The organism is Candidatus Poriferisodalis sp., from assembly GCF_965208555.1.
GTDB lineage: Bacteria > Actinomycetota > Acidimicrobiia > Acidimicrobiales > Poriferisodalaceae > Poriferisodalis.
The window spans coordinates 3,387,215-3,402,571 of the sequence record NZ_OZ242342.1; the positions used below are offsets into that span (position 1 = coordinate 3,387,215).

At 68.4% G+C, this 15,357-nt stretch carries 14 protein-coding genes and 1 tRNA gene; 10 read left to right on the forward strand and 5 right to left on the reverse strand.

Annotated features, from left to right (window positions below; translation table 11 throughout):
* Positions 1–26: 26 nt before the first annotated feature.
* Positions 27–1,478 (reverse strand): flavin-containing monooxygenase, encoded by a 1,452-nt coding sequence (locus ACOGXE_RS15445; protein ID WP_419931782.1) that lies wholly within the window; start codon positions 1,476–1,478, stop codon positions 27–29.
* A gap of 43 nt (positions 1,479–1,521) precedes the next feature.
* Here ACOGXE_RS15445 and ACOGXE_RS15450 point away from each other — a divergent pair, with 43 nt between their 5' ends.
* Entirely contained in the window at positions 1,522–2,727 is a 1,206-nt protein-coding gene (locus ACOGXE_RS15450) for an acyl-CoA dehydrogenase family protein (protein ID WP_419931783.1), read from the forward strand.
* A gap of 9 nt (positions 2,728–2,736) precedes the next feature.
* Positions 2,737–3,210, forward strand: coding sequence for a nuclear transport factor 2 family protein (locus tag ACOGXE_RS15455; protein ID WP_419931784.1), 474 nt, complete (start codon positions 2,737–2,739; stop codon positions 3,208–3,210).
* Between the two features lie 22 nt (positions 3,211–3,232).
* Here ACOGXE_RS15455 and ACOGXE_RS15460 read toward each other — a convergent pair.
* Positions 3,233–3,305, reverse strand: a tRNA-Ala gene (locus tag ACOGXE_RS15460).
* Positions 3,306–3,405: 100 nt separating this feature from the next.
* Between ACOGXE_RS15460 and ACOGXE_RS15465 the strand changes: the two genes are divergently transcribed.
* Positions 3,406–3,792 (forward strand): hypothetical protein, encoded by a 387-nt coding sequence (locus ACOGXE_RS15465; protein WP_419931785.1) that lies wholly within the window; start codon positions 3,406–3,408, stop codon positions 3,790–3,792.
* Between the two features lie 66 nt (positions 3,793–3,858).
* Here ACOGXE_RS15465 and ACOGXE_RS15470 read toward each other — a convergent pair whose 3' ends face one another.
* Both ACOGXE_RS15470 and ACOGXE_RS15475 read right to left on the reverse strand, forming a co-directional pair.
* The gene (locus ACOGXE_RS15470) at positions 3,859–4,872 is read right to left on the reverse strand and encodes an LLM class F420-dependent oxidoreductase (RefSeq protein WP_419931786.1); all 1,014 of its coding nucleotides are present in this window, start codon (positions 4,870–4,872) and stop codon (positions 3,859–3,861) included.
* 17 nt (positions 4,873–4,889) lie between these two features.
* Positions 4,890–5,939 (reverse strand): phosphotransferase family protein, encoded by a 1,050-nt coding sequence (locus ACOGXE_RS15475; protein WP_419931787.1) that lies wholly within the window; start codon positions 5,937–5,939, stop codon positions 4,890–4,892.
* Between the two features lie 132 nt (positions 5,940–6,071).
* Here ACOGXE_RS15475 and ACOGXE_RS15480 point away from each other — a divergent pair, with 132 nt between their 5' ends.
* The 4 genes from ACOGXE_RS15480 to holA all read left to right on the forward strand — a co-directional run bounded on the left by ACOGXE_RS15480 (position 6,072) and on the right by holA (position 10,838).
* On the forward strand, positions 6,072–7,229 hold the full coding sequence (locus ACOGXE_RS15480) for an MFS transporter (protein ID WP_419931788.1): 1,158 nt from the start codon (positions 6,072–6,074) through the stop codon (positions 7,227–7,229).
* A 67-nt stretch (positions 7,230–7,296) separates the two neighbouring features.
* Positions 7,297–7,899, forward strand: coding sequence for a helix-hairpin-helix domain-containing protein (locus ACOGXE_RS15485; protein WP_419931789.1), 603 nt, complete (start codon positions 7,297–7,299; stop codon positions 7,897–7,899).
* Complete coding sequence (locus ACOGXE_RS15490; protein WP_419931790.1) at positions 7,886–9,805, forward strand: ComEC/Rec2 family competence protein; 1,920 nt, start codon at positions 7,886–7,888, stop codon at positions 9,803–9,805. The genes ACOGXE_RS15485 and ACOGXE_RS15490 overlap by 14 nt, the downstream gene beginning before the upstream one ends.
* 61 nt (positions 9,806–9,866) lie before the next feature.
* Positions 9,867–10,838: a DNA polymerase III subunit delta gene (holA, locus tag ACOGXE_RS15495; RefSeq protein WP_419931791.1), complete on the forward strand. Its 972-nt coding sequence runs from the start codon at positions 9,867–9,869 to the stop codon at positions 10,836–10,838.
* Between the two features lie 29 nt (positions 10,839–10,867).
* Here holA and rpsT read toward each other — a convergent pair whose 3' ends face one another.
* A complete protein-coding gene (gene rpsT / locus ACOGXE_RS15500) occupies positions 10,868–11,125 on the reverse strand; it encodes a 30S ribosomal protein S20 (protein WP_419931792.1) in 258 nt (85 codons plus the stop codon).
* 54 nt (positions 11,126–11,179) lie between these two features.
* On the opposite strand from rpsT, the gene lepA reads away from it, so the two are divergent.
* The 3 genes from lepA to dnaJ all read left to right on the forward strand — a co-directional run bounded on the left by lepA (position 11,180) and on the right by dnaJ (position 15,357).
* Positions 11,180–13,006, forward strand: coding sequence for a translation elongation factor 4 (lepA, locus tag ACOGXE_RS15505; RefSeq protein ID WP_419931793.1), 1,827 nt, complete (start codon positions 11,180–11,182; stop codon positions 13,004–13,006).
* 174 nt (positions 13,007–13,180) lie between these two features.
* Entirely contained in the window at positions 13,181–14,230 is a 1,050-nt protein-coding gene (gene hrcA / locus ACOGXE_RS15510; protein ID WP_419931794.1) for a heat-inducible transcriptional repressor HrcA, read from the forward strand.
* Between the two features lie 11 nt (positions 14,231–14,241).
* Positions 14,242–15,357: a molecular chaperone DnaJ gene (dnaJ, locus tag ACOGXE_RS15515; RefSeq protein WP_419931795.1), complete on the forward strand. Its 1,116-nt coding sequence runs from the start codon at positions 14,242–14,244 to the stop codon at positions 15,355–15,357.

Consider the following 15,357-nt stretch of genomic DNA (forward strand, 5'->3'; position numbering starts at 1 on the left):
CTGAGCGGACATGATGTGAGTCGGTGTCAGCTCACCTCGAACGCATCGAGGTGAAGGTCGCGCATCTCGCGACGGAAGCGGGTCCAGCTGCCGGGGAAGAACGGCAGGATGCGACCGTTGCGGTCGCGGTACCAGCCGGGGCAGTCGCCCGCCCAGCTCATCTCCTGCAGCTCCGCTTGGGTGGCTTCGGCCCATTCATGGGTGGCGTCTCGGCGAGCCTCGATGGCGTTCGCGCCGCGGGCGAGCAGATGATGGATCCAGCGGCCGATGTAGTCGGTGGCGACTTCGGCCGTCATGAACACAGGGGCATGGCCTGGGGATCCGTTGACACCAGCGACGGTGAACCAATTCGGGAAGCCCGGGATGGCGACGCCCCGGAATGCTTCGGGCGCCCGACCGAAGGCTGTCCGCAGGTCGAGGCCGTCGCGCCCATAGATCTCCAACGCAGGCCCGCCATCGGCCCGGCCACCCAGCTTGTACCCGGTGCAGAAGATGGCGACGTCGACATCGACCTCGGTACCGTCGGCGCTGACCACGCCGCTCGGGGTCAGCGCGGTGACGCCGTGCGGAACGAGCGTCACGTGATCCAGCGCCAGGGCGGGGTAGTAGTCGTCGGAGACCAGGATGCGTTTGCATCCCGGCTCGAACGAGGGTGTCAGTGCGGCGATCGTGTCCGGATCGGAGATCGCAGCGCGCATCTGGTCCATGACCTCAGCGCGCAGCTCCTCGATGGCGTCGGTCTTCTTCTCGAACGCCCGTTGCCACAGCATGGTGTCGCGGTACTGCTGGCGCCGAGCGCGGTGCCAACCCTCGTCGGTGGCCAGCTCCGCCTTCTCCTCATCGGTGTAGAAGCGGTTGCCGCGAGGGCGAACCCAGTTGGGCGTACGCGAGTACACGAAGACCTCGGCCGCGTCCTTCGCCACCTCGGGAACGACCTGAACCGCGGCCGCTGCGCTGCCCACCACCGCGACCCGACGCCCGGCGAGCTCGACGTCGTGGCGCCACGAACCGGCGTGCCACACCAGGCCTTCGAAGGAGTCGAAGCCGTCGAGGGTGGGGTAGTGGGGTTCGGTGAGGCCGCCAGTGGCTGAGACGACGAAGCGGTGGCGGAGCCGTTCGCCCTCTGCCAGTTCGAGTTCCCAGCAGGCGTCGTCAGGCTGCCACGATGCCCGGTCGACGGTGGTGTTGAGCCGGATGTGGTCGGCGATGCCGTACTTCTCGGCGCACGACCTGATGTAGGCCTGGATCTCGGATTGGCCGGAGAACACCATCGAGAAGTCGGGGTTGGGCTCGAAGCTGTAGCAGTAGATGTGCGACGGGATGTCGCAGTGCAGTCCGGGATAGGTGTTGCGCAGCCACGTCCCGCCGACATCGGACTGCTTCTCGTAGACGACGAAGTCGTCGATGCCCAGACGCTTGAGCTGGATGCCCATCACCACGCCGCTGAGGCCCGCGCCCAAGATCCCGACCAGCGCCATGGCACTAGTGTCTCAGCGGAGGCCGCGGGGGACAGGCTCGAGCATGACGGTCTACGACGAGGCGCACGAGTGGTACTCGGCTCACTGGGATGCCGAGATGCCCGTGGGGGACTGGTGGCGGCTCATCTCCGAGTCCGGATGGGGCTACCCGTTCTGGCCGGCCGATCGGTTCGGTCGCGGCCTCAGCCACCTCGAAGCCACCGAAGCCGATCGCGCCCGAGATGACGTCGGGGCGTTCGGGCCTCCGAACGGGGTGGCGGTGACGCTGGTGGCGCCCACACTGTTCGAGCACGGACCCGACCTGCTCCTCGATCGCTACCTGCCGAAGATCGCCACAGGTGAAGAGCTCTGGTGTCAGCTCTTCTCCGAGCCCGGCGCCGGATCGGACCTGGCAGGGCTGCGGACCACCGCCGAGCGAGACGGCGACGAGTGGATCATCAACGGCCAGAAGGTCTGGACCACTGCTGCTCACACGGCCGATCGGGCCGTCGTGATGGCGCGCACCGACCCCGGCGTGACCAAGCACCAGGGCATCTCGTTCTTCTGCATCGACATGGGCCAGCCCGGCGTCGAGGTTCGCCCCTTGCGGGACATGACCGGTGATTGCGAGTTCAACGAGGTTTTCATGGACAACGCCCGCGTGCGTCACGACGATGCGATCGGCGGGCTGAACAACGGCTGGCGGGCGGCCATGACGATGCTGGCCGTCGAGCGCGAGCTCGATGCCGTGGGCCACGACGGCGGCGGTGACGTCGTCAACGACGTCGACCTCTCGACGCCTGTCGGAGTTGTCCAGCATTCCCAGGCCACCAGCACCGGCATCTCGGGTTTCAGCTACACCACAGGCGCCATGAAAGACCAGGTCGTCCGATCGTTGCTCGATGACGAGGACCGAACCGATCCGCTGCTGCGACAGGCGTTGGCCAACGCACACATCGAACGAGTTGTCCTGGACTGGAACGGCGCGAGACAGGTGAATCCGTCGCTCGGCAAGCTCGGCAACTCGCTGTTGTGCCGCACCCTGCGCGATCTGGGCTTCTCCGGCAAGGGCATGCCCGCACAGCTCGGCCGCGACGATCAGCCCGACGGCGGTCACTTCCTGAAGACGGCACTGTTCGCCCAGGGCATGGCTATCGCCGGCGGTACCGACGAGATCCAGCGCAACCTCATCGGCGAGCGCGAGCTCGGTCTGCCCAAAGAGCCTGATCCGACTCGGGGTCTGGCGTTCAGCGAGCTCCCCGACCAGTAGGAGAGGCCAATGCCCTACACCGCACAACAGCTGTCGGACCTCCAGGACATACGCGACGTCCTGCACTCGTACTGCCGCGCCATCGATGACAACCGTCCCGACGACGTGGTCGAGCTGTTCACCGATGACTGCGAGTACGACTACGGCGGCGAACTCGGGACGTTCAACGACAAGGCGTACGCGTACAAGTTCTTCCGGGCCGGGACCGACAAGATCTACAAGCGGTCTGCGCACTACGTGAGCAACATCGAGGTCAGCTTCAACGGCGAGGACTCGGCCGAGACGGTGACCTATCTCGACGCGTGGCACGAGTTCCACGAGGACATCGACAACGCCTGGATCTTCGGGCGCTACGTCGACTCGTTCGTGCGCACCGAGGCCGGTTGGAGGATCTGCAAGCGCCAGGTGCTCACGATGGGTCAGGAAGCGTGGCCCCGCGAGGTCGACTACATGGCGCGCCACGTGCTGCCGCCTCGTCGCTGAGGTTCGCTACAAGTCTGTGGGGTGGAGCTAAGGGGAATTGAACCCCTGACCTCTTCCATGCCATGGAAGCGCTCTACCAACTGAGCTATAGCCCCGAGGCCTCACGACGATACCAGCGCGCTGGCGAGATTCGAGAGTTGACCGTGACGGCAAATCGGTGCGCGTGCGGCTTGTTGCGGGCATATCGTCAGGCCCATGAGCATCCCCGTGGAGCCGGCCGATATCGGCAAGCAGATGGAGCAGTTCGGCACTGCGGCGTACGTGCTGACGGTGCGCGACGACGCCACGCCGCACATCGCGCACCTCGATATGCGACTTGACGGTGACGTCCTGCGGTGCGGCGCCAGCCGGTCCGCCGCGGCCAACGTGGCCAGCCAGCCGAACATCTCGGTGCTGTGGCCGCCGCACGAGCCTCGCGGCTACTCGATGATCGTGGACGTCGAGGCCCGTACCGTCGAAGGTGCCGACGGACTCGAGCTGGAACTGCGGCCGACCTCGGGTGTCCTGCACCGGCCCGCCACACCTGCCACGCCCGCAGCGAATCCCAATTGCGGCTCTGACTGCGCCCCGCTGGGCGCGTGAGCTGGCGTTAGCTTTTCAGATCGTCGCTGTGTTTGATGCTTCAACGACGCTTCGAGCTAGCAGGCGCTAGCTCTTCAGGTCGTCGAAGATCGTCTGCCAGCGCTGGCGGTCGCCCTTGTAGGGGGCGTAGAAGCTGATGCGGTCCACGACATCGTCGAAGCGGCGCTTCAGCTCGGTGGCAACGCCTTCGGGCTCGGCCACGACGGCGAACGCATCGAGGATGTCATCGTCGACCAGGTTGGCCATCTCCACCCAGCGGCCTTCCTTGGACATTGCATTCAGCTCGGTCTGCATGTCGCCCCAGCCGTGGCAGTCGAGCACGGGCCGGTACGCCGGCGTCGAGCCGTAGAACGCGACCTGCTGCTTGGTGGCCTGCCGGGCCTTCTCCATGTCCTCTTCGGTGTTGCCGGTGACGATGAATGACGGCCCAGAGATCGTGATCTCGCTGGGGTCACGCCCGGCCCGGGCTGCGCCTCGCTCGAGCGCCGGGATCGTCTCCTCGCGCAGGTACTTCTCGGTGGTGAATCCGTGGCAGAGGAACACGTCGCAGGTCTCACCCGCCACCTCGGTCATCAGCGGCCCGACGCCCGCCAGCGCCAGGCGCGGCGGTCCGTGCGGATTGGGCCCAGGGTCGAAGAACGGCGTCATCAGCGTGTGCTCGTAGAAGTCGCCGCGGAAGTTCAGCTTCTCGCCGTTGTTCCAGCAGTTCCAGATGGCCTTGATCGCCATGATCATCTCGCGCATGCGAGCCGCCGGCTTCGACCACTCCATCGAGAATCGCCGGGTGATGTGCGGGCGGATCTGGCTGCCGAGACCCAAGACGAAGCGCCCTTCCGACATCGTCTGGATGTCGTTGGCGCTGTAGGCCAGCGACATCGGGTTGCGGGCGAAGCCGACCACGATGTTCGTGCCCAGGTCCACCGACTCGGTCGCGTGCGCGACGAGCGGCAGCATGGTGAACGGGTCGTGGCACGTCTCGGGCACCCACAGGCCGTCGTAGCCCAGCTCTTCCTGTTCCCGACTCGATTCGATGATCCCATCGAATCCGCTTGTGACTCCGAGGCCGCCGTCTACCTTCATGGCGGGGACGATAGTGGCTAGAGGTTTGCCAGCACCGATTCCGCCCGCTCGGCAAGCGCCACGATGCTGTCGGGAAACTCGTGCACCTCGGGCGGGATATCGGGAATGGCGCCGCCCACATAGCGGGCATGCACCCCTTCGAGAATGCACGCCAGACGCCAGCTCGCGAACGCGAAGAACCACTGCATGGCGCTGACGTCGCGGCCCGTCAACCTCGCGTACTCCTCCGCTAGCTGCTCGCGTGTCCAGAAGCCCTCAGCAGCAGTGGCGTCGTGGCCCAGCGGGTTGAAGCCGTCGCCCGGCTCCACCCAGTAGCCCAGCGAGAAACCGAAGTCGGCCAACGGGTCGCCCAGCGTGGAGATCTCCCAGTCCAGCACCGCCGCCAGTTCGCCATCGGTGCGGGACAGGCAGTTGTCCAAGCGGTAGTCGCCGTGCACCAGCGTGGCCTCGGTCTGGGGCGGGATGGTCGACACGAGCATGTCGTGGACTCGTTCGATGATCGGCAGATCCCGCGAGGTCATGGCGTTGAACTGGCGTCGCCAAACATGGATCTGCCGGGCCACGTAGTCCTCCGGGCGCCCGAGGGTGTCCAGGCCAGTGCCCCCCAGATCGGTGTCGTGGATGACGGCCTGTACCTCGACCAGCTGCTGGCTCAGCACCCCCCGGGCCTCGGGCGCCAGCATCTCCGCATCGGCCAGCGAGCGCAGCACCGTGCCGTCCACGAACTCGGTCACATAGAAGTCGGCGCCGTTGATCTCTGCATCAGTGCACAGGCCCACCACCGGGGGAGTGGGAACCGGCGTGGGCTCCAGCGCCGCCAGGATGCGGTGCTCGCGGACCATGTCGTGTGCGCTGGCCAGCAGATGCGCCAGCGGCGGGCGGCGCAGCACCCACCGTCGCCCCTCGGAATCAGCGACGCGGTAGGTCAGATTCGAGTGGCCGCCGGTGATCAGCTCGAACGACAACGGCGGGTCGAGCTCGACTCGCTCGGCAAGCCATGCGGTGACCGGCGCGGCGTCGATGCCTGCGACGCTGCCGGCGGCTGCGGAATGGGCTGAGCTGGTCACCGTCGTTGCCTCCCTCGGTCGATTGAGCCGACAACATCATTGCCTCAGGGGCGCTAAGGCGTCTCGCGTATCGACGATCATGCCCAGCGCGGGGTCGTGCCGAGGACCGAAGTACGCCAATACGCTGCGCCGGTGCTGTACGTGACGATCTACACGACGCAATTCCTCGTCACGGCATCGATGGGTGTGATCTTCGCCTATCTGGCAGACCTTCAAGACCGCTTCGGCCTCAGCCATTGGGAGCTGGGATTCGTCGCGGCGGCGGGTTTCATCGCCGGTCTGGCAGCGCAACTGCTGCTCTCGCCGCTGATCGACCGCGGCCACCATCGCGTGGTCGTGTGGCTCTCGCTGGCGGCTGCAGTGCTGGGGGCGTACGGCTTTGTGTTCGCGGAGTCCACGTGGTCGCTGGTGACGAGTCGGGCCTTGGCCGGCCTCGCGTTCGGGCTGTTCGGCCTGGTGGCCCGCAAAGCGCTGATCGGGCGCGACGTCAGCGGCAGCGGTGCCAAGGTAGGCGGCCTGGTGTCGTGCGCGGTAGCGGGCTTCATCAGCGGCCCGGCCATCGGGGCGGCGCTCAGCGGCATCTCATTCGAAGCCCCGTTCCTGCTCACCGGCACTGTGATGGCATTGCTCGGCCCGATCGCGGCGGTGCAGATCTCGAGGTCGCCGATCGCCGCGGCCGTGGTGGACTACTCGGATCTCGCGGACCTGCTTCGCCGGCCCCGGGTGCAGGCCGCCATCTGCGTGCACGTGGGGATCTGGGGTCTGATCGGGATCTTCGATGCAACCGTCGACCGGTATCTCACCGACGTCGGCGTGTCGTCGGTGGAACTGGCGGTCGGGTTGCTCATCATCGGCGTCCCGCTCATGGCGCTGCCGCCCTACACCGGTGCGCTGGCAGAGCGTCTCGGCGGCGGGCGCGTCGCTGTGCCCGCGCTCCTGCTCTTCGTTCCGGCGGTGCTGTTCTACGGCTGGATCGGTGGCCTGGTGACATTCATCCTGGTCGGCCTGGCTGAGGCCGTGACCGAGTCGTATGGCGCTATGGGGGCGCAGGTGTTGGTGCTGGAGGCGACCGGCGCCGAGCGGGCTGCGACGGGCACCGGCGTGCTCGAAGCAGTCGGTCTGACGATGGCATCGATTGCCGCGTTCGGCGGCCCACCGCTGTATGGCTTGATCGGATCGCGCTGGCTCTTCAGCGGCTGGGCGGCTGTCTGTCTGGTTCTGGCCCTGCTGGCTATGTGGCGACTGAAAACAGTGGAAATTCCACCAAAGATTGTCAAAATCAGTCACTAAGTTCAGCTGAATGCGGGCGCCGGGCCCAAGTCCCTCAGCAGACGGACCCTCAACTGATTGGCGCTTCGTGCTGGCAGAGTTGGCTGGCTTTGCCCGCCGTGTGGGCATGGTGCCTGTGCTGGTCGTAGCCGGCGCACTTGTCGCCGTGGTGGGCGTGGGTTTTCTGGCGGGCGTGCGGCACGGTGCGCCCGCGCCCATCGACCTGCCTTCGGCAGCAGCAGGCGCGCCGTTGCCTGTGGCCACCACGCAACCGTCGACGCTGTGGGTGCACCTTGCTGGTGCTGTCCAGCAGCCTGGGTTGTATGAGGTCCCCGCCGGTTTCCGCGCCGGCGACCTCGTCGAGAAGGCCGGCGGGCTGGCCGCCGATGCCGACAATGCAGCGGTCAATCTGGCGGAGCGATTGAGCGACGGGCAACAGATCTATGTGCCGGTGGAGGGCGAGCTGCCCGCTGCCGGGGCACGGGACTCGGACTCGGCCGGGCCGGTCGACGTCAACACCGCCACCGCAGCGCAGCTCGACGAACTGCCGGGCATCGGCCCGTCCCTGGCGGCGGCGATCATCGCCTTCAGGAGCGAGCACGGCCTGTTCGCCACCCTGGATGCACTCGAGCAGGTACCCGGGATCGGGCCATCCAAGCTGTCCCAGCTGCGGCCCCATGCGACCGTTTGAGTCTGCGATGTCGCCGCCGCCATCGCACTGGTCGAACTCATCCCCTCCGCTGGACCGACGGCAACCGCCACGAGCGGCGCCTCGCCGATTCGGCGGTCTGAGCGCCGTCGCCGACCGGTGGGTCGTCGCCGGTGCCATTGCCACCGCCGCCGGAGCGGTGTGGGCGCCTGCTGCGCTGTCGTGGCAAGGGTCGTGGTTGTGGGGAGCTGCACTCGGCATCGCACTGTGCGCAACCGGCGTGGTGAGCCGTGCGCGGCTGTTCATTCCGGCCGGTCTGCTGGTGCTCGCGGCCTCGGCCATGCAGGCGCAGCTCGCCCAACTCGGTACGGCCATCGGCGGCGAGTTCGAGGGTGAGGTGTTGCTGGTCGGCGATCCTCGCTGGCGCTCCGGTGCCCTGGTCGTGCCCTTCAGCGCAACGATCGACGGCGCAGCGCACCGGTGGGAGGGTCGCGCACGTGGCCCAGCCGCATGGCGGCTGGAAGACGCGGCGATGGGGGAGCGCTGGCGCCTGGGCGTGACCGCAGAAACGGCCGAGCCCGCCGATCGCCGTTTCCTGTGGCCCCGGCATCTCGCTGGAACCGCTGAGATTCACACAGCGCACCGGGTCGACGGCGGCAGCGCGCCATTCCGCTTCGCGAACTCGCTGCGCGGGCTCGTGGAAGCCTCCGCCGGATCGCTTTCGCAGCGTGACGCAGCGTTGCTCGCGGGTTTCGTGTACGGCGATGATCGGGGACAGCTGCCCGAAGTCGTGCACGACTTCCGGGCCACATCGCTCACCCACCTGCTCGCGGTCTCCGGGTCGAATGTGGCGTTCGTGCTGCTGCTGTTCGCACCATTGCTGGCCGGGCTGCCGCCCCGGGCTCGGCTGGGCGCAGTGGCGATCCTGCTCGTCCAGTTCGCTGTGCTGACCAGAGGCGAGCCGTCGGTGCTGCGGGCCTGCACGCTCGCGACCCTGGCGGTCGGCGCGCACGCCGTGGGCAGACGGGCATCGGCGCTGCGGCTGCTGGCGCTGGCGGTCATCGTGCTGCTGCTCGTCGACCCGCTGCTTGTCCGCTCGGTCGGCTTCCAGCTGTCCGTCGCTGCCACGACGGCCATCGTGGTCGGGGCGCGTCGCCTCTCCCGTGTGCTGTGGGGTCCGCCGTGGCTGCGCCTGGCGCTCGCGGCCGCCCTGAGCGCTCAGGCGGGAGTACTGCCGGTACAGCTCGCCGTCTTCGGCTCGCTGCCGCTCGTGAGCATCCCCGCCAACGTCCTGGCGGGGCCGATCGCCGGCCCGGCCATGGTCTGGGGCCTCGTCGGCGGCCTGCTGGGCGGCGCAACCGGTGACGCAGTGGCCTCGGTGCTGCACCTGCCGACACGGCTGATGATGGCGTGGGTCGCAGGCGTGGCGCGCTGGGGCGCCGCACTGGCCTGGCCTCAGATCGAGGCCGCTGAGGTAGCTGCCGTTGCTGCTGTTATCGGAGGCTGCGCAGCGTCGTCACGCCTGCTGCGCAGCCTCGGTGCCGTCCCTCGTCGCGTGGCGATCGCCGCGGCCGGCGTCGGGGTCTGGGCCGCGGCCAGCGCACACCGACCGCCGCCGCCGGCGGGGCCGCATCTCGCGGTGCAGCAGACGGACCCGGTCGTGGTCGTGGTGGATCGCCCGGATCCCGCACGCGCCCTGGACCAGCTGGCCGCCGCGGGCATCGACCGTATCGACGTGCTCGTGGCGCGCTCGCCGAGCCGAGCCGGCCGGGAGGCAGTGCGTGCCCTGGCCGCCCGGCACGACATCGTGCGCGTGCTCGCGCCAGCGGGCCTCGGCGGCCGGGTTGCGCACGAAACCGTGACCGAGTCCGTGGCTGTCGGGGGGCTTACCGTCGAGCCGTCGGCGCAGCGATTGAGCGTCTCGCTCCAACTAGCTTCGGACGGGTGACGGCAACAACCGTGAGCCTGGGCAGGCGCGGGCGAGCCGTCGCTCCGGGAGTGCGGCGCTGATGCCCGGCGGAGGGGTGCGTCTGATCAGCGGCGCCGACGAGATCCTGACGGCCGAGGCGGTGCGAGCCGCCGTCGCCGAGCTGGTGGGCGATGCCGCCAGAGCGGATGTGCTCGACGAATTCTCGGGCGACGAGTACACCCTGGAAGATCTCGTCATCTCGGCGTCGACGCCGCCCATGCTGGCAACCCACCGTGTGGTGGTCGCCCGTGGGCTCAGCCGGTTCGGCGCCGGCGATCTCGCGGCGCTCATCGCGTGGTTGGACGATCCCTGCCCGACCACGGACCTGGTGCTCGAGTGGGATTCGGGTCGCGTGCCACGCTCGCTCGCCGAGGCAGTGGAGGCCACCGGCGGCCATCGTGTCGCATCCGACGTGCCCGGCGGGGCGCGTCACCGCCGCGCATGGCTCGAAGAGCGTCTCGCAGAGTCACCGGTCCAGCTCGATGCCCGAGCTCGCGCCAGCATCGCTGAGCATCTCGGCTCGGAGCTCAGCCGTCTCGGGGCGGTGCTGGAGACGCTGGCGGCGGTCTTCGGCGAGGGCGCCCGCCTCGATGCCGACGACGTGCTGCCGTACCTCGGCGCCGAAGGCGATGTCCCGCCGTGGGAGCTGACCGACGCGATCGACCGCGGGCAGGTGGGCGCAACCCTCGCGGTGCTGCAGCGCATGTGGGGAGCGGGCCGGCATCCCCTTGCGGTCACGGCAACCGTCGCCAACCACATCACTCGGATGGCCCGCCTCGACGGTGCAGATGCCTCGAATGAGAAAGAAGCAGCGGAGATCCTGGGCATGCGCGGCTCGACCTTCCCCGCCCGCAAGGCACTTGATGCCTGCCGCCGGCGGGGGAGCGACGGCATCGCACGTGCCGTCGAGCTTGCGGCGGCGGCCGATATGGACCTGCGGGGACGCTCAGGGCTCGACCCTCGCTGCGTCGCCGAGATTCTCTGCGCCCGGCTTGCAGCCGGTTCGCGTTAGTGCCGGCCGGTGACCGGTACTCGCGCGGTCTAGGTGGCGCGAACTATCCGGGTCGCGAGCCGGGACTTGCGCCGCCCGGCCTCGTTGCGATGGATGACGCCCTTGGCGGCAGCCTTGTCGAGCCGCTTCTGAGCGAGACGGATGAGCTCATCGGTGGGTTCGCCCGCCTCAGCAGCAGCGGCGACGGCCTTCTCGCGGGTCCGCAGTTCTGAGCGCACGGCGCGGTTGCGCACCCGGCGCGCCTCGTTTTGGCGGTTGCGCTTGATCTGGCTCTTGATGTTGGCCACGAAGGCATGCTCTCCGTCTCGAAACCGGCCCCGCAGGGTACCGTGCGGCCTGCGATGCCCCACGTGCCCCCTGCGGCTGCCAGCCCCCATGGCGGCGCCGGAACCGGTTCTCTTCGGAACTTCTCGATCATCGCCCATATCGACCACGGGAAGTCCACGCTGTCGGACCGGATCCTGGAGTTGACCGGTGCTGTGGAGGAGCGCTCTATGCGTGCCCAGTACCTCGATTCGATGGAGCTCGAGCGTGAGCGCGGCATCACCATCAAGGCCCAGAACGTCCGGGTGAGTTGGCGAGAGCACACCTTGCACCTCATCGACACGCCCGGTCATGTCGACTTCGGCTACGAGGTCAGCCGGTCGCTCGCGGCATGCGAAGGCGTCGTGCTGCTCGTCGACGCAGCGCAGGGCATCGAGGCGCAGACACTGGCGAACTGCTACTTGGCCCTCGAGTCCGATCTCGCCATCGTGCCCGTGCTCAACAAGATCGATCTCCCCGCAGCAGATCCCGATCTGTACGCATCGGAGATCGAGCGGGTGCTGGGCATCGACGCGAGCGAGGTGCTGGCCATCTCGGCCAAGACCGGCGAGGGCGTGGAAGCGCTGCTGGACGCGATCGTGGACCGGATCCCCCCGCCGGGCGGCGACCCGCACGCCCCGCTCCAGGCTCTGATCTTCGATTCCCACTTCGACCAGTACCGCGGGGTGGTCTCCTCGGTCCGTGTCATGAACGGCCAATTGCGCGCCGGTGACCGCCTGCGCTTCATGCACGCCGGCGGTCTGCACCTGTCCGAGGAGGTGGGCGTACGCCTGCCGGCGGTGACGCCGACCGACTCGCTGGGGCCCGGCGAGGTGGGGTACCTGATCGCAGGCATCAAGGACGTGGCAGAGGCCCGCTCGGGCGAGACCGTGACCTCGGCTGCAGCGCCGGCAGATGCACCGCTGGCCGGATACGACGACCCGAAGCCGATGGTCTTCTGCGGCCTGTATCCCGTCGACGGCGACGAGTACCCCGACTTGCGCGAGGCGCTGGCGAAGCTGAGGCTCAACGATGCATCGGTGACCTTCGAGCCCGAGACCTCGGGTGCGCTGGGGTTCGGCTTCCGCTGCGGCTTCCTGGGCCTGCTGCACATGGAGATCGTGCGCGAGCGTCTCGAGCGCGAGTTCGGGCTGTCGCTGATCGCCACGGCGCCGTCGGTGGCCTACCGGGTACGCACCGACGACGATCAGGAGCTGGAGGTCGACAACCCGTCCGACCTGCCGCCTGCCGGCCAGATCAGCGAGATCGCAGAACCGATGCTCACGGTCTCCGTGCTGACGCCCAGCGCGTACACGGGCGCGGTCATGGACCTGTGCCAGTCGCGCCGAGGCTCGATGACCTCCATGGACTACCTGTCGCCCGAGCGTGTGGAGCTGCGCTACGAGTTGCCGCTTGCCGAGGTCGTGACCGACTTCTTCGATCAGCTCAAGAGCCGGACCCAGGGATACGCCAGCCTCGACTACGACCACGCGGGCTACCGCGCCGAGCGCCTGGTGCGGGTGGACATACTGCTCAACGGCGAGCCGGTGGACGCGTTCTCGGCGATCTGCCATCGCGACAGCGCGTATCCCTACGGCAAGGCCATCACGGCGAAGCTGGCCGAGCTCATCCCGCGCCAGCTGTTCGATGTGCCGATCCAAGCCGCCATCGGCGGGCGGATCATCGCCCGCGAGACGGTGAAGGCCAAGCGCAAGGACGTGCTGTCGAAGTGCTATGGCGGCGACATCACCCGCAAGCGCAAGCTGCTCGAGCGGCAGAAGGAAGGCAAGAAGCGGATGAAGGCGATCGGGCGCGTGGAGGTGCCCAACGAGGCCTTCGTGTCCGCCCTGCGCTTGGATTCGTGAGTTGCGCCCGCTGCGGAGGCGGCAGGGAATTCCGCGACCAGCGATCCGGCAGGTCGCAACGTCGCAGAATTCCCTGCCGCCTCCGCAGCTATTCCCCCCGTTTGCCAGATGGGGCATCGGTAGCATCGCGAGGCAAGCTGCCGGGGTCGGCCCAGGATTGGCGGCGGAGGAGTGATGGACCAGCGCAGAGCCACGGTGCTGCAGGCGGTAGTCGAGAACTTCATCGAGAGCGCGCAGCCGGTCGGATCGGCGGCTGTGCTCGAGCTGACCCGCCTCGATGTGTCGCCTGCGACCGTCCGCAACGATCTCGCAGCGCTCGAAGCCGGCGGCTACCTGATGCAGCCCCACACCAGCGCCGGTCGGGTGCCGACCGAGGCGGGCTACAGGCACTTCGTGGACGGCCTCGGGCCGGGCTCGCTGGACAACACTGAGGTCCGGCAGGTGCGGGCGTTCTTCGCTCACGCCCAGGGGCAGATCGAGGAATTGCTCTCCGACACCAGCCGGTTGCTGTCCGACCTGACCGAGTACGCGGCGATGGTCGTCGCTCCCCGGAATGATCGGGACAGCATCCGGTCGGCCCAGCTGGTGGACCTGGGCGGCGGCCGCCTGCTCGTCGTCCTGGTGATGTCATCGGGCGCCGTGGAGCGCACCTACGTCGATGTGTACAACGACCGGGAGCTGGCGGATGCGGCCCAAGGACCGGCCGCGGGGGCGGCCTCGGCGATCTTGGCCGAGGCGCTGGTTGGGCGCACCCGATCGCAGCCGCCGACCGTTCCGGCGACCGGCGATGCGGCGACGGATGCGCTGGTGTCGGCGGCGCTGGCCGCGCTGGCCGACGATCAGTCCCATCCCAGCGAGCTCTACGTGGGCGGGACTGCCAAGATCACCGAGCAGTTCGAAGCCGTGTCATCGCTTCGCTCGGTGCTGTCGGTGCTGGAAGAGCAGCTGATGGTGGTGACGCTGCTGCGCAGCCTCGTCGATCGCGGTCTCAGCGTGGCCATCGGGTCCGAGACCGGCATGAAGCCGCTGGCGGAGTGCTCGGTCGTGGTGGCGCCCTACGAGGTCGACGGCCGCGCTGTCGGCAGCGTGGGACTGCTGGGCCCGACGCGGATGGACTACTCGAAGGCGTTGGCAGCAGTGCACACGGTGAGCCGGCGGCTGTCGGACTCGCTCGGCGAAGGCGACGGCGCGCATGCGCCGGCAGGTCCCCGCTCCCAGACGTAGAACTGCCACAGATGCCTGCCGACTACTACGAGCTGCTCGACGTGAGCCGCGATGTCAGCGAGGGCGACCTCAAGCGCGCATACCGGCGCAAGGCCCGAGAGCATCATCCCGACGCGAACCCCGGCGACGCGCAGGCCGAGGCGCGCTTCAAGGAGATCAGCGAGGCGTATGCCGTGCTCTCTGATCCCGAAGCGCGAGCGAGGTACGACCGCTTCGGGCATGACGGTCTGCGTGGCGGCATGGGCGGCCCGGCATTCGACTTCGATCTCAGCGACATTTTCGAGTCGTTCTTCGGGGGGAACCCCTTCGGCGGGGGTCGATCCCGCCGCCCGTCAGGACCGCCGCGTGGTGACGATCACGAAACAGTCGTCGACCTGGACTTCGCCGAGGCCGTCTTCGGCGTCGACCGGCCGATCGATGTGCGAACCCTGGTGTCGTGCGACGACTGCGGCGGTTCGGGCGCTGCAGAGGGCACGTCACCGACGGTGTGCGGAGCCTGCGAGGGCCTAGGGCAGGTGCGCCAGGTGCGCCAGAGCCTGTTGGGCCAGATGGTCACCGCAGCGCCGTGCTCGCGGTGCCGCGGCATTGGCGAGGAGATTGCCGACCCGTGCAGAACCTGCCGCGGCGAAGGCCGCCGGGCCGAACATGTCTCGCTCGTGGTGCGGGTGCCGCCTGGCGTGGACTCCGGCGCCACGCTTCGCCTGAGCGGCCGCGGATCTGTGGGACCCCGCGGGGGACCTGCCGGCGACCTCTACGTGCACCTGCGCGTCGCCGAATCCGATGCCTTCGTGCGCCAGGGCGACAGCCTGGTGGCGGAGCTGCCGGTCACGATGCTGCAAGCTGCCCTGGGAGCGACGGTGACGTTCGACACGCTGGACGGGCCCCAGGAACTGGCGGTGAAGGCGGGCACCCAGCCCAACGAAACGATCCGGCTGAGCGGGCTGGGCGTCCCGCGCGCCAATGGGCGCGGGCGCGGCGACCTGCATGTGGTGGTGCGGGTTGACATCCCCAGAAAACTCTCGAAGTCCGAGGCGGCCAAGCTGGCCGAGGTTGCCGCTGAGCGCGGTGAGCACACCGACGGCGGACCCGACGCCCGGCGCCAACGCCAGCGGCGAAGCAAGCACTGA